Below are 19,823 nucleotides of genomic sequence, written 5' to 3' on the forward strand. Positions count from 1 at the left end.
TTCTTTCGACCGCTACACCAAACAGCCACAGCTATAGTGTCCTAATATACCTGAAAAGGGGATCAGACCCGCTGGCTGGTCGCAGCCAGCTGCGACTGGATCTGTTGGACGACGTCGGAGACGCGGCTCCGAGAGCCCAGACGCAACTCGAGTCCGGCCGGCGTCTCGTCGACCTCGTAGACCGAGAGCGGGCCACCCGGAAGACCCTCAAGATCGAGCGCACCGAGGAGCCCGTCGATCGCCTCGCCGGCCGGGATCGTGAGTTGTGCCTCGTAGCGCGGCTCGTGCAACTCGTCGACGAGGACGCGCGCCGCCTGCGCGCACGCCCGTTCAGTCGTCGCCTGCGGGATCTCCTCGACAATCTCGGTCCGCGGGTCGCCGTCATAGTCGTCGTGTTCGTAGCTGCCCGAGACGTTGTACTCGTAGTCGACCACGAGTTCCTCGCCGTCGGCGATGCCGCCGGACTCGCGGATGTCCAACCCACCGGCACCGGTCCGCAGCTGGTAGTCCAGGTTCGGTCGGTAGCGCGTGCCGTCCTCGGCGCTCCGAACGCGCTCGGTGCCGGTGATGATGTTCTCCTCCTCAAGGGAGACCGCCTCGCCAGCGACGGCGTCAATCTCCTCGTCTTCGACGTTGTTGCGGCCGCCCTTGACGGTCGCGTGGAGGATCCGTCGGGACTCCTTAGTGACCTCGTAGTCCTCGATCGGCAACTCGCGGTCGCTCTCGCGTTGTCCGGGACTCGCCCAGTGGACCACGGTCTGGTCGTCATCCTGCCGGATCTCATAGAGTGCGTCGGCATCTTCGGCCACGGCCGCGATCTCCTCGTCGAGGTCGCCGTCGAGGTCGCGGTTCAGAACGATCGGCGTGTCGTCGAGGATCGCCGTCAGTTCGTAACTGTCGACGGCCTGGCCCTCCTGACCGTAGCGTGGTGTCTCTCCCTCGCCGGCGTCACCGTAGCGCGAGAGCGTGATCCGGACGAACAACTCTCCGGTCAGGTCATCGAACTCACCGTTGACGGTCGTGGCGTTCGATGCCTCGACCCAGTCGACGGCGTCGTTGCTAATTGCGATCGCCTGGTCACCAGACGTGTCGTCCATCTCGACGTCGAGCGTACCACCGGCGACCGAGAGGACGGCCGCGTACTGGTCGACCACGACACTCTCAGAGTCCGGCTTGTACGCCGGCCCGTCCAGGTACGGATCGTCGTCACTGGGGACCGTCGTGTCGTCGTCAAAGAGGTAGTCGTAGCGGTCGTCATGCAGCGATACCAGATCGGCAGTGAACGAGTTGTCGTTGAAGTCCGCCGCCTCAAGTCGGATGCGATACGTTCCGGGCGGGATGTCGCCACTGCTCCACTCGTCAGTGTAGCCGAGGTCAGCCAGATTGCCGTCGTCCTCGGGTGCGCTCCAGAACAGGGGTGTGGATCCGGTGCCTGCCCAAATCACTTGCGAGGCGACCTCTTCGTCGGTCTCGTGGTCGATGAGCGTCAGCGTGATCTGTGTGTTCCCCGACTCACTCTGGCCGCGGATCGCGGGGCGGACGTACTCCTCGGGAATGGTGTGCTCGATTTCGATCGGTGCAACGCGCTCGATCATGTCGCCGGGATCGAGCTCCTCCGCGGAACCGCCAGCGTACTCGTCTCCCGACGTCGAGGATGAGCCACTGCTATCCCACAGCTGGTCGTTGGACATGTCGACCAGGATATTCGAGTTAGTCAACTCGGGCCGGCTTTCGTCGTCGTTGATCGCGATCGGGATTTCAGAGAGGTCCGTGAACTCAGTCAGGTCGTGCCAGTCCTCGGCAGTCGACGGATCCTGGGCGAGTGCCTCAGTGCGCTCGCTGTCCGGCGGTGTGATCTCTGTCTCGTAGTCGGTATACTCGTCGATCAGTCGTTCGGCCAGCTCGTGTGCTGGCTCGGCGATGATGTCCTCCTGGACGCGTCTCTCGAGTTGTGTGCCACCGACGCCGACCAGTTCGTCGCGATCGGGCTTAGCGACGACGTCCTCGACCTCGTCGACGGGGCGGCGGTCACCGTCCTTCCAGACCGCCATCGGGATCCCCTCGTAGGAGTCTGCGAAGTGGACGTCGTCCTTCGGGACGGGGATCGTCGTCTCTGGGAGGGCGTTCACTCGCGGTTGGATCTGTGCGCCGTCGAGGATCTGTGGCGTGATCGTAGTGCCAGAGGGGTGCTCAAGTTCGGTGTGCCAGCCGCGGGGTGGAACAGCGCGCCGAGCGAGTTCGAGATCGGCGGTTCGGATGGTCTCGCTGGCATCACTATCGGCGAACATCCACTGCGTCTGCGTCCGGATGATGTACTCGTACTCCTTGTCCGGGTAGACGGTCTCATCTATGAACGAGGTTGTAGTGTCCGAGACAGTGCCAACAAGTTCCCAGTCGCGGTCGTAAGTCACGTGCCGGCGACGGATCTGGTAGGAGCCGCGGAACTCTGCGATATCGTCCCATCCGATTGAGACAGATGTCGGCTCGGTGTCTGTCTCAACAGGCGGGTCGGTCGGCACCAGTTTGGTGATCTCCTCAGCAGCGAGCCACTCGCCCGTAACGTAGTCGGTCTGGGTGCGGATTCGGATTGAGTACTGCTCACCAGCTAAGATGTCCTCGATGGTGTGATCAAGATCGGCATCGTGAGCGATGGTCACCTCATGCTCGTAGTCGGGGTGGTCGCCGTCGGGATCGTCGTCGCGTACCTCGAGGCGGTACTCACCGTTGTTCAGAGCCGCATCCCAGAGTGTGCCCAGCGTCTCGACTTCCGATGCATCCAGTGCTAACCCCTCTGCGTCGGGGAGGTCGGTCGTGAACGTGACTGGTGCCATTACTCGTCAGCCCTCGCTGTTGCGTGGTCCGTGTACGTCTCGGCGGTTGCGTCATACTGCTGTCCGTCGAGCAATTCCGTGGTCTCGAAGGTGACCGTCTCACCTTCGTCGACGGGATCGTAGTCGCTGCCGTCCTGGTCGAACCCGTCCTCGCCGTCCTTTCGCAGCAGTAGGCGATACCCACTCGAGTTGTTGCTCGGATCGGTCGCCTCGAGTGTGACGAACCGACCGTCGACGGTAGCGACAGAGAAGTCTTCGAGTGCGGGGAGGTCGGTGATCACCGTGTCGGAGACGCCAGACTCTTCGACGGCATCGCCGGTGTCCCGGCGAACGTAGTAGCTGTAGGGCTCGCCGTCGAGAAGGTCGGTCTGGGTGTACTCCTCGGTTGATGGGTCGAGGCCGTCGACGACACTGCTGCGGTCGGGGTCGATGACCTCGATGTCGCCCTCGTCGTTGTCGTCATTGATGGTCCAGCCGACGGTCGCTTCGCGGCCTCCTGCCGTGATCGTGCCGATCGTTGGGGCCGGGAGATCGGTCGTCGCGTCGACTTCCGTAGAGAGATCGGATTCTCCCGTATGATCGACCGCACTCACCCGGTAGAAGTATTCACGGCCGTTGGTTCGACCGCCGTCGCTGAACTGTGTTGATGACGTTGTACCAACGATGTCGTAGTCACTTACCGAGGATCCGGACGACCGTGCTCGGTAGATGTTAAACTCGTCTGGGGGGTCAGACGCGCTAATGGAGAGTTGGATAGTGTCATCGGAGACGCTACTGACCGACAGGCTCTCGATCTCGATCGTCTGTGCCGACTCGTTGCTTGACGGGTCAGACTCGACACCACTGGTGACTGCTGTCACTCGGTAGTGGTAGGTCGTTCCGGTGGACGTCCCAGTATCGGTGTAACTGGTTGAACTCGTCGTATCGATATGCTCGTAGTCGTCGAGTGACGTGCTCGAACTGAGTGCACGGTAGATGTTGTACTCCTCGGCGTTCTCTTCGGTGTCCCAAGAGATTTCAATGTGGACTCTGGGTTTGGCAACCAACCCTGACGGTGGGTCAGGTTCGTCGAGGATAAAGTCCACCGATGTCTGAGGTGGACTCTCGGTTGGCCCGAGGTCGAAATCAGCCATGGTGGACGTCCTTATTCTCATTGTAGTTTTCTATGATGTCCTTGTGTGTGAACGGGATGTCAGAAATCCATGCATCATCTATGTAACCATCTGTAGATGAATCTGCATCGTTGCCCCACGATAGACTCCCGCCATCAGTTTCGTCTGGTAGGTCGTGTTCGTAATCCTCGGCAAGGACTTCTTTGGCGTCCACATACATCCTGATCGTGTTACTGTCTAACACCACAGCTATGTGATACCACTCGCCCTCTTCGAGTTCCAAACCGTCCGTCGAAGCTAACCCTCCAACATTGTCGGCTGCCCGGAAGGATAAATCGCCATCGTTGTCTACCCGGAAATATATACTCTGCTCGTCATCTTCCCGGAAGCCAAATATTGGAGATGCGCTCCCGAAGTCTATGTCATCAATATTGAACCACGCGCCCAGCGAAAACGACTGGTCTCGCATCAAATCGATAATAGGGTCAGTGAGAGTTTCGGGGAGATTCACCCGATCGAAGCCACCGGTTAAGCGGATGTGATGGCCGCCGATACCGCCAGACCTCCACTCGTCATATGCATATGACGCATCATAATCATTCACGCTGTCAGCGACCGTCTCACCTGATCCCTCTGACATCGGCCACCGACCGACGAACCCCTTATGCCGGGGCCGGGCGAGTGCGTTCGCTACCGGAGTCGCGACATGCCATTCGTCGCCGGACGATTCGTGGTATGATGGGACAATAATATAGTTCCCATCCCGTTCGGTTTCGAGCGTATAACTACCACTTCCGTCAGTTTCTGTCCGATCCTCGATTGTGCGCGTCGATTCGTTGATGAGATAGACGGTTACCCCATCCTGTGCGTTACCAGCGAGTTCGACCGTTCCAGAAATGGTCTCTGTCATGATTACTTTCTCACCTGTGATCGACTGATCAGCCCCTTGGCCGCCTGCGGATCGACGAGCGCCTCCGCCGCGATCGCCCCGAGCATCTCCTCCACGTCCTCCGGGATCGGCCCCGTCTCGCCACTCGGGATATCGAACAACACACCGTCTGCTCCACGCGAGAGGATCGCGTCCAGTGCGAACAGATCACCGTCGACATCGAACGTCAGCTGCGCTTTGTCGCGGATCATCGCCACCTCCTGGAGGTCGACATCCCAGAGCTCGACATCGGCGGGCTGGTCGAGGCCGACGTCGCTCCAGGACTCGTCACTCGAGTCCCACTCCTCGGCTTCAATTGTTCCCTCGGTCTCGTCGAGGCGCAGCCGGACAAGGCCGTTGTCCATCACAATCTCGTCGTCGAAGTCGTGCTGCGTCGAGAAGAGTGACTGCCAGAGTCGAACCCGTCCGTCGTCGTTCTTGAGGTACTTCTCTGACTCACCGCGAGTGTCGTACGCAGCGCAGTCGACCGGTGCCTCGTCGGCGTAGTCGATTTCGTAGACGAGCGTCGGATCCTCCACGCCGACCGCGTCTTTACCGTCGGCGAGATCGTAGGTGTCGACGTCGCCGAACTCCGACTCGCGCGTCTCGATCGGTTCTGCAGGTGCTCGGTGCTGTGTCTCGCCGTCGAACCACTGGACTTTGCGCGCCGCTGCGGGGACGCCGACCAGCGCGTCCGTCTCGTTGCCGAACTCGTGGTCGGCCTGACGTGTGTTCGGCTCGACGGCACGGTAGCTGTTCTGCTGTGTTCCCTTGCGCGTGAGTTCGAGATCCCAGACGTAGATGTCGTGGGCGTTTGCGTGGGCGGGCGGCACCGACGCTGACTCGATCTCGTAGTACCCCGCGTCGGGGTAGCGTCCATCCTCTTGGAACAGTGGCAGGGCCTCGATCGAAGAGTTCGTGAGTTCGCGCAGTTCCTCGGCGTGGAGTTGGGAATGCCAACTACCAGCGCGGAACTGGCCGTCGAGCGAGAGGTCTGGCGCAGCACTCGAGAGCTGATCGACGACGGCTTCGTCGCCTTCGAGGACGCCGGCCTGGGCGAGTTGTGATTCGAGGCTGCCCGATTCACCAGTCTGACTGGCTTCTTCGATGGGGATTTTGTACAAGTACTTCATAACAAAAGCTCACCAGTCGGGGGTGTACTCGCCGAGTTCGGCGACCACTTCGTCGACGGCGTCCTGGACGTCGTCGAGTGCGTCGTCGACGTTCGGGACCGTCGCCGTTCGGACTAGCGTCAGCGTGATGCTGATCTCCGCGTGATCCTCTTTCGAAATTACGTGACTCTGGACCGCGACCGTGATCGGCTCACTGAACGGGCCTGCGGAGTCCGAGTACGTGCCGTCAGTGTGGCCGCGGATGTGGAGTTGGGTCTGGCCACCACTGTCGCTGCGTGTCTCGTTGAGCCAGTGGCGGAGGACATCGACCTGTGCGTCGAGGTCGCCGGGCACAGCGTCGTACTGCGTTGACTCGTCACTCTCCGCGGAGCCGTCGCCCCATTGCGTCGACTCCTCGGCACCACGGGTCGCGCTGATTGTAATCTGGTCAGTACCTGCCCCACCATCGATGTGGTACCCTTCGCGTCGGCCGAAATCACCACTCGAGATGGGATCGGTCAGGGCGTCTGGTGCGATGTCGAACGCCTCGGTGACGTACTGACCACGCTCGGAGAGCACGTACGAGCGGTCGAGTTCGTCGGTCGTCTCAAGATCGGTCTGCAGAACGAACACACCCATCTCGTCGGTGCCGCTAATTGGATCGATTTCGAGGACAATTCGGTCAGAAAGCATGAACAGTCACCTCGGGCTGATTGTCAGACTTGCCAAACGATTTAGGCGTTCGTGGACCGATAGAACGAGTATGGGCCACCAGACGACGCCAGAGCCGGCACCCCTTGCTGAGACCGAGACTGGCGGCGAGAAGTCGGAGGAGACGTGGGGCGAGGCGCTTGGCCGCAACCCGGTCGTGCAAACGCTTGCGATTATGATGGCAGTCTCTATCCTGGGGTGGAGTGCGACCGGTGGTCAGGGCATCCCCGACGACTTCGCGGTCGCGATGCCTGTCTTCGATCCCTGGTGGTCGCTCATCACCGCGACGTACGGGCACCTGGACACCGCACACCTCATTTCCAACGCGACGATGGTCGCCGTTGCCGGCGGCCTGATCTCGCTGTACTCGTCCGCGATCCGCTTCCACTTGTTCTTTCTCACGACCGGCGTTCTCTCGTCGATCAGTCAGGTCTACATCGCCGACGCCTTCGGGACATCGCTCGCCGTGATCGGTGCGAGCGGGAGTGCGTTCGCCCTGGGTGGCTACATCATCGGGTCGGTCTCCACCGCCGGCGACTCCGAGAAGAGCGGCTCGTTCGGCCCGGTTGCCGTCCTCGTGTTGCTCGCTGCTGGCGGTGTAACGATCTGGATGTCGCCGCCCGGAACGGCGTTCGGATCCCACTTCGTCGGCGTGTTGCTCGGCCTGATTGCCGGCCGACTCCATCTCCTGCGGACTCGCTGACTCAGTCATCGGAACGCCCTCTCGAGATCGTCGACTCGCCCTTCCAAGTCACTCAGTTCGTCCTCGAGTTCGTCGTACGCACCGTCCAGTTCACGTTCGAGGTCGCTGACGGCGTCGGCAACGTCTCGGATGTCGTCGACGATGATCTCGGTGTCGAACGTCTGCGTGACGCTGATCTGCTCGATTGCAACGCCACTACCGGCCGATCCTGACGCGGGTGCCCCTGCCGCGTCAGTGCTTGCCTCTCCCGCAGCTGTTCGGCTGCCCGAGCCCGATGATCGGAATGGTGATACTCTCTCAGCAACGGAGTCGGAGAACTCCTCTGCCTTCCTGGCCTGTTCTGCAGACCACTCATCAATTTCGGGTGCGCCAATGTGCTCAAAAACCGGCAGCGGATCTAAGTCGTCGTCGCCCCCGTCCAAGTCGACGGCGTCCGGATCCGACATTGTGTCCGGAACGCGTGTCTCTGGACCAGGTTCTCGTTGCCTCGTCTCGGTCGTGATTGAGATTGTCGGCGGATCCTCGATCTCGAGTGGAGGGACGTCTTCGACGGGTAACGGCTCGACCTCCTCGAGTGGGTACGGTTCCTCGGGGTGGTCGACATCGAACACGAGGTCCTCGACGTGTTCGGTTTGGACGCCGAGTTCGAAGTCGTCGATCCGCTCTGTGTCGACGGCGATCTCGAACTGCTCGAGTTCCTCCGTGTCCACGTCGACGCCGATGTCGTCGATCTCCTCACCCGAGACTGCGACCTCGACCGCGCCGATCTCGTCTGCAGCGACGTCAACGGCGAGATCGTCCGCGTCGACCGTGATGTCGTCGCCGGCGATCGCGTTCCCAACTGCAGAGCCGACCGCCGAGCCGATCCCGGCACCGATGCCACTCGCAGCGCCGCCAGCGAGGCCACCAGCACCACCGAGGAGGTCGCCGAAGAGACCACCGCCGCCAGAGTCGCCGTCGATGTCACCGTCCCACCCTTCGAGAATCTCGAGGATGTCTTCCAGGTTGGCGTGGTTATCGCGACTCCATCGGTGCTCACGTCGGGCACGCCGCTGTGCGCGACCGCCACCCCCGGTTTGGGCAGACATCGTCCCGCCGTCAGTCATGCCGATCTCAGTCGATCCGATCTCGGACTCGATTTGCTGACGAGCATTTCGGAGTTCGCTGTCCGGGATGTCTATATCGACACGAGCAGTTGTGCCGAACTCGTTCCCGTCAGTCATGGATAGCCTCGGTCTTCGGCGCGGTTAGCAAGTAACACGAGGTAGTCGACCGGCGTCTGCAGAATATCCGGGTAGCTCATTCCATGGGCGAGGGCGACGACGATGAGTTCGTCGAACCGCTCTCGCCCTCGCTCCTGTTTCCCGAGACGCCAGGCACGCCGAGCGCGTTGGCCTTCGCCTCAGCCCAGTCAACAAACGCAGGGTGACACTGTCCGACGTCGGTGAACGTCTCCGAAAGGCCACCGCTGTGGTACGGTGCCGCCGCCGTGCTCGCTGCGACGAACCAGTTGCGCCGTTCCTTCTTCTCGACGTTTGACGGCATCTCGCGGTGCATGAGCGCTTCCTCGGCGGCAGTCATCGCACCGAGTTCGATCTCGGCGTCGGGTGACCAGCCTTCTTCATCGCGCTGCCACTCGAGTCCATCCTTGTAGTAACGCAACCGATTGCGTCGGCCCTGCGTGTATGTGTACTCGTCCGTACCGCTGTCGAGTTCAGTGAGAGCGGCTTCGAGGGCGTCGATCTGATCGGTCAGTTCGTCGATTGCCTCATCGAGCGTGTACGCCTCGGTCGTGAGCATCAGGCGACCACCTCAACGTCTGCGACGTGGTAGTCGATCGGTTCGCTCAGGTCCTCGTCGGGGTTGACAAGGTTGCTCCAGTCGTAGCTGGTCGGTTGCATCCCTACGAGTTCGTAGCCGATCGTCTCACCCTGCCCGTTCTCGAACGTGAGTGTCCCGTCGACCTTGTCGACCGACTCCAGGTCGACACCGTCGCCGACGGCCATCTCGAGTTGGTCGGTCTCGGTCACGGTTGCGTCGCTCGCGAACGCCGGCTCGATTGCCGAGGCGACCGCGTCGAAGGGGTGCCGGGACTGACCGCGACGGAACCGTGCGAGGTTCGACAGCGATAGCGTCGCCGTCTGCATGAGTGTCTGCGCGGCGCCGTCGACATCGAGTTCAGTGCCGTGCCACGTGTACTCGTCGTCGCAACTCGGCTTCTCGATCGACTCTGGCGTCGAGACATCGTCCGGCTCGAAGCCATACGCCAACGTCAGATCGACCGTGATGTCCTCGGCGCGCTGGTAGCTGACCGATGCGTCCAGAACGATCGTCCCGGTCGGAGTTCGAGATGCATCCTCGTCGAGCAGGTCGGCACCGAAGTGCCACGCGCTCGACGGCGCTCGCATCGGTTCGTTCGGGAGCGCGGTGCCATCGTCGGCGAAGATTAGGTCGTGGAAGTTGTCGTCGGTCATCGTGAACGAGACGCTCGCTGCGCCCTCGAAGTCACCCGCGCGTGATCCGCATGGCGTGGGGTCGTCGGGGTGGCGCGATCGCTGGAGCGCCTGCTCGACCGTCAGGTTGCCGACTGTGATGTTCGTCCCTGGCTGGATCCACGTTGGGTCGGCCGCCGGACCGTCGCCATACTCCGACTCGACCGTGTAGGCCACGGTTGCCGCGCCGGCGCCGGTCATACTGTACCTCCGTCAGTCTGGATGTTCAGTTTCATAACTCTGGTAGTTTCTCGCAACCTCTGAGTGTGCAGTCGAACTGGTAGCGATAGAAGTCACGATACTCCGCCGACTGCGGATCGTCGTTCGTGACCAACAGGTCGTGATACGTGGTGTATGGGATGTCCGTCTCGGGATACGACCGCATTCCAAGCAGCGTCCGGCGGATCTGCCGAACGAGGTCATCGAATGGGATCCCGTTCTCACCGTCCGGATCGACATGGCCATAGTGGCCACCTTGAGAGGTCATACCCTCAACCGTGACCGCAACGACGGTCTCGATCCCGTGATCGTACTCGGTTCCCCGCGGACTTGTGGCCCGATCTGCCAGCGTTGCGCCGACGTAGACGCCCTTCTCGAGGCTGTCCGTCCGCTTGTGCATCGGCTCGTTGAGGTCGAGGTCTCCAGAGCCGTCGTACACGCTGCTGTCGTCACGGTTCACTCGCTTAACAGCGACCGGGTTGTCGTTCCGGTTCGTGTAGGAGTTCGCGATGTCGTCGACGACGCTGCCGAGCTGGTCGAGAACCCAGTTGACCTCGGTCATGATTCGAGCCACCTCCGGACGTAGTTCAGCGAGTCACGGATGAACCTGCTCTCAGGCAGTCCGTCGACGTTGGTCTCTGGGAGGAACACTCGCCAGCCGTCACCCTCGCGATCGAACTCCTCACGAACCCACTGCGGTGGGTCGTGACGTTCCTCCCAGACGAACGAGAGGACATCCGCGTTCCGCGTTTGGACGACGTGGTCGGCTGTCCCCCTCTCGAAGTAGATCGACGGCTCTGGCCACCCCCAGCGGACGACAACGCGACCCTCACGCCTTTCGACTCGGGTCTGTCCTGCCTCGATCAACGTCGAGACGTTGTACTCGTGGCGCTGGCCGTACTGCTCGAGGACGTCGTGGGCATACTCCTGGACTTCCGGCGCGATCTCCTCGCGGGCCCGCTGCTCGACGTCGTCCAGGAGCGCCTCGCGAAGGTCGGCTTCGAAGCTGTTCTCGAGCTCGAAAGTCATTCGTGGATGCCCAGTTTCTCCTTCGCCTGACGTTCCATCGCCTGAACCTTGCTCTCGGTAGCCTGCAGATTCGCGTTCTCTGGGATCCCGAGCCCTGCTTCATCCGACGATGCAAGGAGTTCAGCAGCGGCCAGTTGAGCAACCGCGCGCCGCACTGTACTCGAGACGCCTTCGATACCCCAGTCGTAGGAGACGATCACGGCGTTGCCGTAGTCTCGCAGGTTCGGGAGCGTTCCCGTGTGCAAGTAGAGGTGGGTGATGCCGCTCGAGTCGTCGCTGTTCAGGTAGTAGTCCTGGCCGCGACCTTCCTCGTGTTTCTCGACCCAGTCAGTGACATCACCGGACAGATCGCGGACGAGGAGTTCGGTTACCTCGACGATGTCTCGCCTCGAGACTTGCACTCGAGTGTACGGCCCCGCATGCCGGACCGGATAGCGGGCCTGCCGAGCGGCAGCGACCTGCATCTGCTGCGGGCCGGCGTGCGGGCTCGAGGGGATGTCGTGTTCGTCTTCCTGGTGGCTCTTCGGTTCCGTCGGGATGAGGTCGTGATCGTCCTCGTCGATCCCGTCGGGGTCGTACCAGTGGCGGTCGTGTTCTTCGTGCAGCCACTCGGTCAGGCCGCTGATCGCGTCGACGACCGCTTGGTTGTCTGCAGCCTCGAGGCCACCAGTAAAGTCAGACTCGTGGATGACGCGGTTGACGTCCTCAACGGTACAGTAACCGTTCTCGTCGGGCATGGGTCAGTATCTCTCGAGTTCCTCGACGATTACCTCGCCCCGTGGGATTCGCTCGCCTTCACGGACGGGTCGGAACGAGTCGTGTTCGACCGTAATGTAGAAGACGTCCCGTTCTGGGTCGTAGCCCGCGCGGCGGATCTCTGCCCCGATCGGCAGGTCGCTCTCGAAGCGGCGTGTACCGGTCGAAAGGAACCCCGGCATTGCAACTGCGGATACCTCAAACCGCTTCAGCCGTTCGCCAACGGTACTTTCGTCATCCGACATAGTCACTCGTCCTCCAGTTCGTCGGCCCGGCCGAGGTCCTTGAGGCGTGCTTTCGCAGCGTTGCGAACGCGCTTGCTGTGGTTCGATTCGAGATCGTGGATCTCCGTGAGGTGGTCGTCGACAAGCCCATCCTCGACATCGGCCTTGCGATCGTTCCAACCTAGCGCCAGCCAGTCGTCGCGGTTCCAATCCGCCCATGCCTCGAGATCGTCCGTTTCGGAGTCACCGTCAGCACCGGTTTCAGTGTCGACATCGGAACCGTCCTGGTCGGCGTTGGTTTCATCATCGTCTGCAGTCTCCTCGAGGTCGTCACCAGCGTAGCTGACGACATCGCCAGTGTCGCGATCGTACTCGACGTCGTAGGACGAGGCGAGATGGTCCATCACGTCGTCAACCTTGTCGGGTTTGATCGAGAGGTAGCCCTCATCGTCGACGCCGACGTTGGTGTGGCGACTCGAGCTGATTGGGACAGCGACCTGCGAAGGAGGGTCGCGAGCAAAGGCATCCGTCGCCCGTGGATGTTGGATGCGCATCTTACTCACCTATCTATGCGGTCTCTCCACTGCCGTCACCGTCTGGGTCGAACTCGACCTCGCCGAGATCGTACTCGAGCCAGAACGTGTGCTCACCGTGAGATTTGTCGATCAGCGTGCCGTACTCGGCCATCGCCGCCTTGTCCGCGAGGCCGTCACGACCCAGTGGGAGCGTGAACAGCGGCGCGAGTGCGCGGAACTGCAGGGAGCGACGGTCGATGATGAAGGCGTTACCGGGGCTCTCGGGGGAAGCGTCCCACGGGAGTTCGAAGTTCGGCATGATGTTCGGACACTCGGTGACGCGAACGCCCTTGATCCAGAGCTGGCGAGCACCGAAGTCCGCACCCTCGCTGAACGAGTCGAGGCGGGTGACCGGGTTCGCCTCGTTCTCGAGTAGGTCGAACAGCGACGGCGAGACGAAGATCTCTGCGTCAGCGTACGTGAGACCAGTCCCTTCGACTGCCCACGTGAGCGCGGCCTTGAGGTCCTCGAGGACGGGGAAGCCATCAGCGTCGACGTCGACGCCGGTGCGGTCGATGTCGTTGCCCGCACTCTGGGCGAGATGCGTCATGCCGGGGAAGGCGTTGTCGGTCCCCAGCGAGGAGTAGCCGAAGTCGGTTTCTCCAGCGTCTGGGTCGGCGTAGAAGTACGCTGCAGCCTTCGTGAGCGCCCACTCGATGGTGCGCTGGCCGAGCGTCGTGTTCTCCAGATCCATGTAGTCGAGCGAGTCGGTCGCTCGAGACGCGAAGTCCGAGACGTTGATCTGGTCGACGAAGATCCGCATGTCCTCGCTGTCCGTCTCGATCGTGAAGTCGCCGTAGTCGTTGTCCGAGAGGTCGATGACGTCAGACTGGCCGGCGTAGCCGATCGGTGGTGAGCGGTCCGAGAGGATGTTGTACTGCGCCGTGAAGCCCTGCTGGGACTGCGTGTCGATCCGATCCAGCACCGGCGCACGCTGGCGCTGGACGTCGATGATCATCGGGTCGACGATGATCGGCACGGCATCCTGGACGGTGCCGGCATCGACGACGTTCTTCTGCGCCATCGCCTCAACACCCTTGATCGTCTTGCTGCTGGCCATCTGGCCCGGCTTGTAGGACTTGCCAGCAGCGGCGGCTGCGAGGAACGGGTGCCTCGTGCCGAAGTTCTGCTCGAGGTGCTCTGCGTAGCCGCCCTCGTTCTCGCGCTGTCGGATGCGACCGCTGACATCGATGCCGGTCCGACCGCGCTCGATGCTGCTCTCTTCGAATCCCCAGTCACGGAGGATGCTGTAGAGGTTTGCTTCTGCCTCGTCGCCGGTGCCACGGTGGCCTGCCAGCGTCTCCTGAACGTGTCCGATAGTTGCACTCATGGTTAGATCGTCACCCCGGTGGAATCGTCGTCAGTCGTCTCGCTCGAGGCGTCCTCGGAACCGAACAGCTTCGTATCGGAGTCGGCGAGCTCGAGTTCGCCGTCGTCGTTGGCCTTCTCGCGAAGCGCCTCGAACTCCTTGCGGACATCCTCGTCGGCGTCCTCGCCGAGGAAGAGTTGGACGGTGTCGTCGTCCGTGCCGGCGTCCTTGCCGTCGTCCGGCTCGCCCGACTCGTCTGTTTCGTCGGGTTCGGTGTCGCGCTCCTCGAGGAGCGAGTCGATGCCTTCGACGAGGTCACGGACAGCGTCCGTCTGCTCGGACACTGCTTCGCGAAGCTCGTCGTCTGCGTCATTGGCGGGATCGTCGCCACCGTCTGAGTTGTTCGTCATGTTAGAATGAGTTTCAGCGTCCGACTCGACATCGTCCTGGAGGCGCTCCTCGAGGACGTCGAATCGGCGCTGGAAGTGCTGCTTGAGGTCGTCAATCCCTGCGGGTTGACCTGCCGCCCCGTACTGCTGACCGAAGCTGCCTTGCCCCGCTGGTGGGGCAGGTGAACGGCCTCGGATTGCAGGCTGTGCGCCACCGGCAGCGATCTGGTTGTGGGCGGGCTGATAGCCGCCAGCCATCGCCGGAGAGCCCAGCGCTCCGCGGGCTTCGATCCCGACCTCGCCGCCGTTGTTGACCGTCACGGGGTTGCTCGGGATCCCCACCTGGGAGATCTCGAGGAGGTCGACTCCGTGGAAGCGGTATTTGCTCTCGTCCTCATCGCGCTCGTACTCGAGGATGCGGAAGCCGACCGAGGAACCGACCGGCATGTCGTCCTCGAGCAACTGGACCATCTTTTCAGCCGGCTCAGTCGTCGCCGGCGTGCCAGTCGCGTAGAGAACGTCGATGCCGCCTTCGGTCTCAATCTCCGCGGAGTCCCAGCGGCCGACGATCCCGAGCGTGCCGTAGTACGGCCCCTCGGCACCGCGACCATGATCGAGGAACATCGGAACCCGACCGCTGTCGATCTGGTCCTTCATGTCCTCGAGACCCTCACGAGAGAACTCGTCACCGTCGCGGTCCTCGGCCGTCGACGAGACCGGCATCCGGACCTGTTTCCGGTCCTCGCCCTCCTCGTCTTCAACTTCCTTGACCGCCCCCTTGCCGGGGTCGAAGCGGAAGCGCTTCTCGACGTACTGGTCCTTCTGAAGTGTCTGTTGCATCTGTGAATCTCTCAAAACAAGTCCCGTGCCACCTATCGTCCCTTACTGTCCCACGCCACGGGTCGCGGGGTCATCGGGCACTCGAGTAATGCTACTGGATTGGGTCTACACCGTCGTCACCATCACCGCCGTCCTCACTCGAGTCATCGCTGGCGCTGCCTCGAGCGTCGCGGATCAATTGTTCGATAATGTACTTCGGATGCTCGCCGTAGTCGATCTCGACGCCGGCGATCTCGACAGTCGTGTCACCAGTCTCTTCGCCGAGTTTCTGGAGATACGCGTTCAACGGGAGTGTCCCCGCCTCGTACCGTTCTCGAAGATGTTCCTCTCGAGCCCGCTCTTGACGAGGGTCCGAGTGGGTGAGTTTTAGCGAGAACCGCTGCTCGTCGGGCAGTTCCTGGTAGCTCTCGAACTGGCGGAACACTTGCGTCGTGATCGCGTCCTCGAGTGTTTCGAGGAAGCCCTGCGTGACGCGCTTGTGGACGATCGAGAGCTCCGCATCCGCGGTGTTGTAGTTGACGTCCTCAGTCATCGCAATCTCGCCTTTCGTCAGCCCGAACGCGGCGAGGCACAGCTGCAGGAACCACTGCTGCTCCCCGATGATATCGAGGTTCAGCGCTGTGCCGCCCATCTCGATCCAGTTCGCCGGGCCGTCGCCGCCGATCACGCCGACTTTCCGCGGGTCGCCGGCAGCGTTCTTGATCGTCTCCTCGATCTCGGTGAAGTCCTGTTCACCGGCGTTGATCATCTGGACGAAGCCGCTCGGGAGTTCGTTGTCGTTGTAGAACCGCTGGGCGTGAATCGTCGAGTGAGTCAGGTGCTCGAGAGCGGCCTGGACCTGCATCCCGGGCGCTCGAGGATAGATCCGGTTCGACCGCTTCGATCCCGGGTAGCGCATGACGACGAGGTCGTCGTGATCGAGTGGCGTGAGCTCACTGTCGCCGACACCACTGACAATGCTCCCGGCATGTGTTCGGAACGGCGCCTGGTAGAACGGCGTCTCGTCGAACTCACCCGTCGCCGTAACGTTGTGCCGAATCGTGAGCGCGTCGACGGGCTTCAGTGCCGCTACCGGGATCGAACCGTCGGTACTCCCGATCGGCTCCAGGTATCCGTTGCCGATATCGGCCATGTCGGAGACGACCGCCGAGACGAGGTCGTTCCACGAGTCTTTCTGGAGGTGTGGGCCATCGAGAACATCACGGAGCAGTTCCCACAGCGACGTCGCAGCCGGTGATGGATCAATGTCCTCTGGCGTCTCTCTGCCCAGGTCGGCACCAGAGAGTTGGTCGTTGATGGCGTTCTTGATGATCTCCATCGCCCACGTCTCGCCCAACTTCCGAGCCTGGTACGCCTCTTTGCCCCGAGGCACTCCGTGGACGTTCGCGCCGAGGATGGAATCTTCAACTTGCTGGAGGGTCTGGGAGTCCTCGAGGTCGACCGACGATCCGCCGATCGAGGCTGTTGACTTCTCCGGGCGCTGGCGATACGTCTCGTGTTGCTCGAGGTAGTGTTTGAGAGCCATGTTAGTCTAAGAACCTCCGGACGGTCTCGTTGTTCTGTGGCGCTGCCCGCCCGTGAGCAGGCCATTCGCTGGCACTCAATTCTTCGTAAGCGTATGACATTCTGATTTCAGAATAGTGGTAGGATCCGTGCGAGTCGGCTGCCTTCAGTTCCTCCCAGACGTCCTCCGGAACGAACCTGTAGATGTAGATCCGATCCCCGTGGAACCGGATGTACAGGTCCTGATGCGCGCGGTCGTACAGACCAGAGTGCAGGTTACTCGAGACGAACGGCATCATGTCGATCAGTCCCTCTTTGGCGGATAGTTCGACGTCGCCGACGATCGGGATCGCGTCGTTATCTGGCATCAAAACTGACCTCCGAATCGGTTCTGCAATTCCTGTACCGCCTGTCCGATCTGGCTGTCCTCGAAGCTCTTCTCTTCAACGTCGCGTTCGAGGCTGACGCCACAGTCCGAACAGGTCGCTGTTCCCTGTCGCCGCCCGGGCTCAAGCCTACCTCCACAACGCGGGCACGTTGGATCGTCGCCGCTGTTACTCGAGGGACCCCCTTGACCGTCGATCGACACCGTCGCGGTCGGGATGCCGGCCGTGACCCCAGAGTCACGGCCCCATATCGCCTGCATCGACGCGTCGAGGTAGTCCGGAGACCGACCGAGGCGTTCCTTGACCTTCTCTTTCGGCGTCAGCTTGAGGACGTCCTCGCCATTGGTCCCGCGGGAGCCGATGTGCGTCTCTTCGTACTCGAGTGTGCGAGCAGCAACGAGCAACTCTTCGCGAAGCGTCCGGTCGTTGATCGACCCGCCATTCTGGAGCCACTTCCCAAGCAGTGCGACGCCCTCGGCCCAGCAGTCCTTGTAATTCGCCGAGTCCTCGGCGACACCGAGTGACTTGAACCGGATCGTCTCCGGGAATCGCTGGTGCATAATGTCCGCGAATCCGGACCCTTCGCCGACCGCGTCGATCGGCATCGGGTTGTCCGGATCGTCCTCGAGGACATCGGTGACGTCATCGGCGTGTGCGGTGTAGTCGTGACACGGCTCTTCGTACCGAACCTCAAGGACGTCACCGTCGACGCTGATGACTGGCGTCCGGTCACCACCGTCTCTGGCAACGTCGATCCCGGTCGCCTGCGGCCGTCCAACTGGTTGCCAGTCACGGCCCCAGGCGGCGTTGACATCGTCGATCGTGAACGGCCGGTTCTTGCTCGCGCCGCCGGGCGGGATGATCCCAGCACGCCGGCGGTACCACCGCTGATCAAGGTCTGTCCGGAACTCGGGGTTGTCCTCGAGAGCGTCGCTGTGGGAGAAGACCGGGTTACCGTCGGCATCGAGTTTCGGTGCAGACAGCGTTCGAGCCGTTTCGGCACCGGGCCAGGGCTCCTTGTTGTAGTCCTCCCAGTCGTCCTGGATCTTGTGGAGCGACGCGAGGCCGTCGACCTTCTCGTCGTCAACGTTCCCGAGCTCGACCTGCACGTTGTGCGAGTCGAAACTCGAGAACTCGAGTACCTCCCACTTCGATGTCGGATCGTCTTGCTCGTCGAGGATCGGGTAGATCGAGTTCGTTTCGTCCTTCGGTGGGTTGGCGATCGCGATGATCCGGTCCTGCTCGTCAGTGACGAGCGACTTCATCGCGTCGAGGACCTCGGCGTCGACGTCTTTCTTGTCGGCCTCCTCGATGATCGCCAGTGTGTAGGCGGCGTGGACACCCTCGAGTTCGCCGGCGTCCTGTGGGGAAGCTGCCTCGAAAAAATGCTCGGGCTCTCCGTCGATCTCGATGCGCTCCGGTCGGCTCTTGTACTCGCCAGGCAGTGGCACTCGAGCGTCACCGTGGAGGTTCTCGACCGGCTTGCAGTACGTCCGCTTCATCTTCCGCTCGGTCCCCGATGTCGCGAACGAGCAGGCCGGGTAGCGGACCGTCAGCCAGACGATCGTGATCGCCGCCAGGATGTAGGACTTCCCGAGGCCGTTCGCGGTGACGACCAGAAGGCGCTCGTTCGCAGCGATCCCACGGCAGATCTGTGCCTGTGCCCCGGTGACGGTGATACCAAGATAGTCCTCGATCGCGTCCTCGAGCCATGTCTCGTCGCCGGCCTCGGCGCGCTCGACGTAGTGGCTCGGTGGGCTGGGTGCCGCTGCATCAGCTGTGACTGCCATGTTAGTCGTCCACCTCGTGCCCGTTGGCCTGTTTCAGGTTGCGCATGAACGCATCCTCGAGAGTGACCGATCCGGAGACCTCGAGCTCGTCTGCCGGCGCTATGCCGAACTTATCGCACAGCCCTTCGAAGCGACGGAGGAAGCGTTCATCTCCCGACCGTCGGAACTGGAGCAGACACATCGATGCCGCAGCTCGAGCGACATCCTGTGCATCCCCGGGATCGCCGAGGTGGTCATAGGCGTCTTCGAAGGCCTCGCTCTCGCCTTCGGTTAGACTCGAGGTGAAGTGCTCACAGAAGGCACCGTGTTTGAGTGCGTTCTGAGAGGAGGTCTCTTTCCCTTCCTCTGTTTTCGGACCCGTTGAACCGCCCCCGTGCTTCCGACAGCGACCGTGATCGATCTCGGTACCCCAGCCAGAAGTGAGCTGGCAGTACCCACCGAACAGCACCCGATCTTCGCCATCGCGAACGATCTGCCCGTCTTGCTTTTGCTTCCGACGGCCGTTGCACGTGTCGTCAGGCTCTCGTGTCGGGACCTTCTCGAGAGGGTGTCCGATCAAGTCGTCTTCATCAGTCATTGGATTGGTTGTTCCGCGTCTCAAGCCAGTGTCGTCAGAATCCAGGCTCACTGGCTGTTGGTGTCGGCGGTTCGGTTCCTCGAGGCCGGGGCGGATCAAGCCGGCTCGAGGTACGGCGGTTGTCGTGCTGTCCGTCCTGGTGGCAATCGCGACAGAGCCCGATGAGGTTGTTCGGATCGCTGTTGTGCCTTCGGTGGTCGCGGTGGTGTACTTCGATCCCGTCGACGGCGTCTCGAGGGCGACCACATCCGGGACAGCGGTACGAGCTGCCGTCGCGGTCGTCCCAGTAGAGATCGCGGGCAGGTTGCCGTTCGTCCATGGGCATTATTTCGGCTTG

21 protein-coding genes are annotated in these 19,823 nt (G+C 62.0%); 1 reads left to right on the forward strand and 20 read right to left on the reverse strand.

Annotated elements, in window-relative coordinates; translation table 11 throughout:
* Positions 1 to 62 precede the first annotated feature (62 nt).
* The 5 genes from NMAG_RS07820 to NMAG_RS07840 are packed head-to-tail and all read right to left on the reverse strand — an operon-like array spanning position 63 to position 6,676.
* Entirely contained in the window at positions 63 to 2,831 is a 2,769-nt protein-coding gene (locus tag NMAG_RS07820; RefSeq protein WP_004217502.1) for a fibronectin type III domain-containing protein, read from the reverse strand.
* Positions 2,831 to 3,964: a fibronectin type III domain-containing protein gene (locus NMAG_RS07825; protein ID WP_004217503.1), complete on the reverse strand. Its 1,134-nt coding sequence runs from the start codon at positions 3,962 to 3,964 to the stop codon at positions 2,831 to 2,833. Before NMAG_RS07825 ends, NMAG_RS07820 begins: the two co-directional genes overlap by 1 nt.
* Positions 3,957 to 4,853 (reverse strand): LamG-like jellyroll fold domain-containing protein, encoded by an 897-nt coding sequence (locus NMAG_RS07830; RefSeq protein ID WP_004217504.1) that lies wholly within the window; start codon positions 4,851 to 4,853, stop codon positions 3,957 to 3,959. Before NMAG_RS07830 ends, NMAG_RS07825 begins: the two co-directional genes overlap by 8 nt.
* A gap of 2 nt (positions 4,854 to 4,855) precedes the next feature.
* On the reverse strand, positions 4,856 to 6,004 hold the full coding sequence (locus NMAG_RS07835; RefSeq protein ID WP_004217505.1) for a hypothetical protein: 1,149 nt from the start codon (positions 6,002 to 6,004) through the stop codon (positions 4,856 to 4,858).
* Positions 6,005 to 6,013: 9 nt separating this feature from the next.
* The gene (locus tag NMAG_RS07840) at positions 6,014 to 6,676 is read right to left on the reverse strand and encodes a hypothetical protein (RefSeq protein ID WP_004217506.1); all 663 of its coding nucleotides are present in this window, start codon (positions 6,674 to 6,676) and stop codon (positions 6,014 to 6,016) included.
* Between the two features lie 70 nt (positions 6,677 to 6,746).
* Between NMAG_RS07840 and NMAG_RS07845 the strand changes: the two genes are divergently transcribed.
* Positions 6,747 to 7,397 (forward strand): rhomboid family intramembrane serine protease, encoded by a 651-nt coding sequence (locus tag NMAG_RS07845; RefSeq protein ID WP_004217507.1) that lies wholly within the window; start codon positions 6,747 to 6,749, stop codon positions 7,395 to 7,397.
* 5 nt (positions 7,398 to 7,402) lie between these two features.
* On the opposite strand, the gene NMAG_RS07850 is transcribed toward NMAG_RS07845, so the two are convergent.
* From NMAG_RS07850 to NMAG_RS20875, 15 genes are all read right to left on the reverse strand, one after another.
* The gene (locus tag NMAG_RS07850; protein ID WP_004217508.1) at positions 7,403 to 8,620 is read right to left on the reverse strand and encodes a hypothetical protein; all 1,218 of its coding nucleotides are present in this window, start codon (positions 8,618 to 8,620) and stop codon (positions 7,403 to 7,405) included.
* A 76-nt stretch (positions 8,621 to 8,696) separates the two neighbouring features.
* Entirely contained in the window at positions 8,697 to 9,197 is a 501-nt protein-coding gene (locus NMAG_RS07855; RefSeq protein WP_004217510.1) for a hypothetical protein, read from the reverse strand.
* A complete protein-coding gene (locus NMAG_RS07860) occupies positions 9,197 to 10,090 on the reverse strand; it encodes a hypothetical protein (protein ID WP_004217511.1) in 894 nt (297 codons plus the stop codon). Before NMAG_RS07860 ends, NMAG_RS07855 begins: the two co-directional genes overlap by 1 nt.
* Before the next feature lie 31 nt (positions 10,091 to 10,121).
* Complete coding sequence (locus tag NMAG_RS07865) at positions 10,122 to 10,670, reverse strand: hypothetical protein (RefSeq protein WP_004217512.1); 549 nt, start codon at positions 10,668 to 10,670, stop codon at positions 10,122 to 10,124.
* Positions 10,667 to 11,137: a hypothetical protein gene (locus tag NMAG_RS07870; RefSeq protein ID WP_004217514.1), complete on the reverse strand. Its 471-nt coding sequence runs from the start codon at positions 11,135 to 11,137 to the stop codon at positions 10,667 to 10,669. Before NMAG_RS07870 ends, NMAG_RS07865 begins: the two co-directional genes overlap by 4 nt.
* Positions 11,134 to 11,874 carry a hypothetical protein gene (locus NMAG_RS07875; protein WP_004217516.1) on the reverse strand — a complete coding sequence of 247 codons (741 nt, stop codon included), beginning with the start codon at positions 11,872 to 11,874 and terminating at the stop codon, positions 11,134 to 11,136. The genes NMAG_RS07870 and NMAG_RS07875 overlap by 4 nt, the downstream gene beginning before the upstream one ends.
* Positions 11,875 to 11,877: 3 nt before the next feature.
* Positions 11,878 to 12,138, reverse strand: a complete 261-nt coding sequence (locus NMAG_RS07880) for a hypothetical protein (RefSeq protein WP_004217517.1) — start codon at positions 12,136 to 12,138, stop codon at positions 11,878 to 11,880.
* A gap of 2 nt (positions 12,139 to 12,140) precedes the next feature.
* Positions 12,141 to 12,671, reverse strand: a complete 531-nt coding sequence (locus NMAG_RS07885; protein WP_004217519.1) for a hypothetical protein — start codon at positions 12,669 to 12,671, stop codon at positions 12,141 to 12,143.
* A gap of 13 nt (positions 12,672 to 12,684) precedes the next feature.
* Entirely contained in the window at positions 12,685 to 14,022 is a 1,338-nt protein-coding gene (locus NMAG_RS07890; RefSeq protein ID WP_012996553.1) for a hypothetical protein, read from the reverse strand.
* A gap of 2 nt (positions 14,023 to 14,024) precedes the next feature.
* Positions 14,025 to 15,230, reverse strand: coding sequence for an HK97 family phage prohead protease (locus NMAG_RS07895; RefSeq protein WP_004217525.1), 1,206 nt, complete (start codon positions 15,228 to 15,230; stop codon positions 14,025 to 14,027).
* A 91-nt stretch (positions 15,231 to 15,321) separates the two neighbouring features.
* Complete coding sequence (locus NMAG_RS07900; RefSeq protein ID WP_004217526.1) at positions 15,322 to 16,755, reverse strand: phage portal protein; 1,434 nt, start codon at positions 16,753 to 16,755, stop codon at positions 15,322 to 15,324.
* A 1-nt stretch (position 16,756) separates the two neighbouring features.
* Positions 16,757 to 17,101, reverse strand: coding sequence for a KTSC domain-containing protein (locus NMAG_RS07905; RefSeq protein WP_004217527.1), 345 nt, complete (start codon positions 17,099 to 17,101; stop codon positions 16,757 to 16,759).
* Entirely contained in the window at positions 17,101 to 18,909 is a 1,809-nt protein-coding gene (locus NMAG_RS07910) for a hypothetical protein (protein ID WP_004217528.1), read from the reverse strand. Before NMAG_RS07910 ends, NMAG_RS07905 begins: the two co-directional genes overlap by 1 nt.
* 1 nt (position 18,910) lies before the next feature.
* Positions 18,911 to 19,486: a hypothetical protein gene (locus NMAG_RS07915; RefSeq protein ID WP_012996554.1), complete on the reverse strand. Its 576-nt coding sequence runs from the start codon at positions 19,484 to 19,486 to the stop codon at positions 18,911 to 18,913.
* Between the two features lie 34 nt (positions 19,487 to 19,520).
* Positions 19,521 to 19,811 carry an HNH endonuclease signature motif containing protein gene (locus tag NMAG_RS20875; RefSeq protein WP_335332062.1) on the reverse strand — a complete coding sequence of 97 codons (291 nt, stop codon included), beginning with the start codon at positions 19,809 to 19,811 and terminating at the stop codon, positions 19,521 to 19,523.
* Between the last annotated feature and the right edge of the window lie 12 nt (positions 19,812 to 19,823).

The sequence above is a fragment of the Natrialba magadii ATCC 43099 genome (assembly GCF_000025625.1).
GTDB lineage: Archaea > Halobacteriota > Halobacteria > Halobacteriales > Natrialbaceae > Natrialba > Natrialba magadii.

Bases quoted from the DNA above. Each gene is read 5' to 3' on its own strand.
- NMAG_RS07825 (WP_004217503.1), bottom strand. From the start codon at position 3,964: ATGGCTGATTTCGACCTCGGGCCAACCGAGAGTCCACCTCAGACATCG.
- NMAG_RS07910 (WP_004217528.1), bottom strand. From the start codon at position 18,909: ATGGCAGTCACAGCTGATGCAGCGGCACCCAGCCCACCGAGCCACTAC.
- NMAG_RS07845 (WP_004217507.1), top strand. From the start codon at position 6,747: ATGGGCCACCAGACGACGCCAGAGCCGGCACCCCTTGCTGAGACCGAG.
- NMAG_RS07870 (WP_004217514.1), bottom strand. From the start codon at position 11,137: ATGACTTTCGAGCTCGAGAACAGCTTCGAAGCCGACCTTCGCGAGGCG.
- NMAG_RS07850 (WP_004217508.1), bottom strand. From the start codon at position 8,620: ATGACTGACGGGAACGAGTTCGGCACAACTGCTCGTGTCGATATAGAC.
- NMAG_RS07880 (WP_004217517.1), bottom strand. From the start codon at position 12,138: ATGTCGGATGACGAAAGTACCGTTGGCGAACGGCTGAAGCGGTTTGAG.
- NMAG_RS07855 (WP_004217510.1), bottom strand. From the start codon at position 9,197: ATGCTCACGACCGAGGCGTACACGCTCGATGAGGCAATCGACGAACTG.
- NMAG_RS07890 (WP_012996553.1), bottom strand. From the start codon at position 14,022: ATGAGTGCAACTATCGGACACGTTCAGGAGACGCTGGCAGGCCACCGT.
- NMAG_RS07915 (WP_012996554.1), bottom strand. From the start codon at position 19,486: ATGACTGATGAAGACGACTTGATCGGACACCCTCTCGAGAAGGTCCCG.
- NMAG_RS07835 (WP_004217505.1), bottom strand. From the start codon at position 6,004: ATGAAGTACTTGTACAAAATCCCCATCGAAGAAGCCAGTCAGACTGGT.
- NMAG_RS07875 (WP_004217516.1), bottom strand. From the start codon at position 11,874: ATGCCCGACGAGAACGGTTACTGTACCGTTGAGGACGTCAACCGCGTC.
- NMAG_RS07820 (WP_004217502.1), bottom strand. From the start codon at position 2,831: ATGGCACCAGTCACGTTCACGACCGACCTCCCCGACGCAGAGGGGTTA.
- NMAG_RS07865 (WP_004217512.1), bottom strand. From the start codon at position 10,670: ATGACCGAGGTCAACTGGGTTCTCGACCAGCTCGGCAGCGTCGTCGAC.
- NMAG_RS07905 (WP_004217527.1), bottom strand. From the start codon at position 17,101: ATGCCAGATAACGACGCGATCCCGATCGTCGGCGACGTCGAACTATCC.
- NMAG_RS07840 (WP_004217506.1), bottom strand. From the start codon at position 6,676: ATGCTTTCTGACCGAATTGTCCTCGAAATCGATCCAATTAGCGGCACC.
- NMAG_RS07860 (WP_004217511.1), bottom strand. From the start codon at position 10,090: ATGACCGGCGCCGGCGCGGCAACCGTGGCCTACACGGTCGAGTCGGAG.
- NMAG_RS07885 (WP_004217519.1), bottom strand. From the start codon at position 12,671: ATGCGCATCCAACATCCACGGGCGACGGATGCCTTTGCTCGCGACCCT.
- NMAG_RS07895 (WP_004217525.1), bottom strand. From the start codon at position 15,230: ATGCAACAGACACTTCAGAAGGACCAGTACGTCGAGAAGCGCTTCCGC.
- NMAG_RS20875 (WP_335332062.1), bottom strand. From the start codon at position 19,811: ATGCCCATGGACGAACGGCAACCTGCCCGCGATCTCTACTGGGACGAC.
- NMAG_RS07900 (WP_004217526.1), bottom strand. From the start codon at position 16,755: ATGGCTCTCAAACACTACCTCGAGCAACACGAGACGTATCGCCAGCGC.
- NMAG_RS07830 (WP_004217504.1), bottom strand. From the start codon at position 4,853: ATGACAGAGACCATTTCTGGAACGGTCGAACTCGCTGGTAACGCACAG.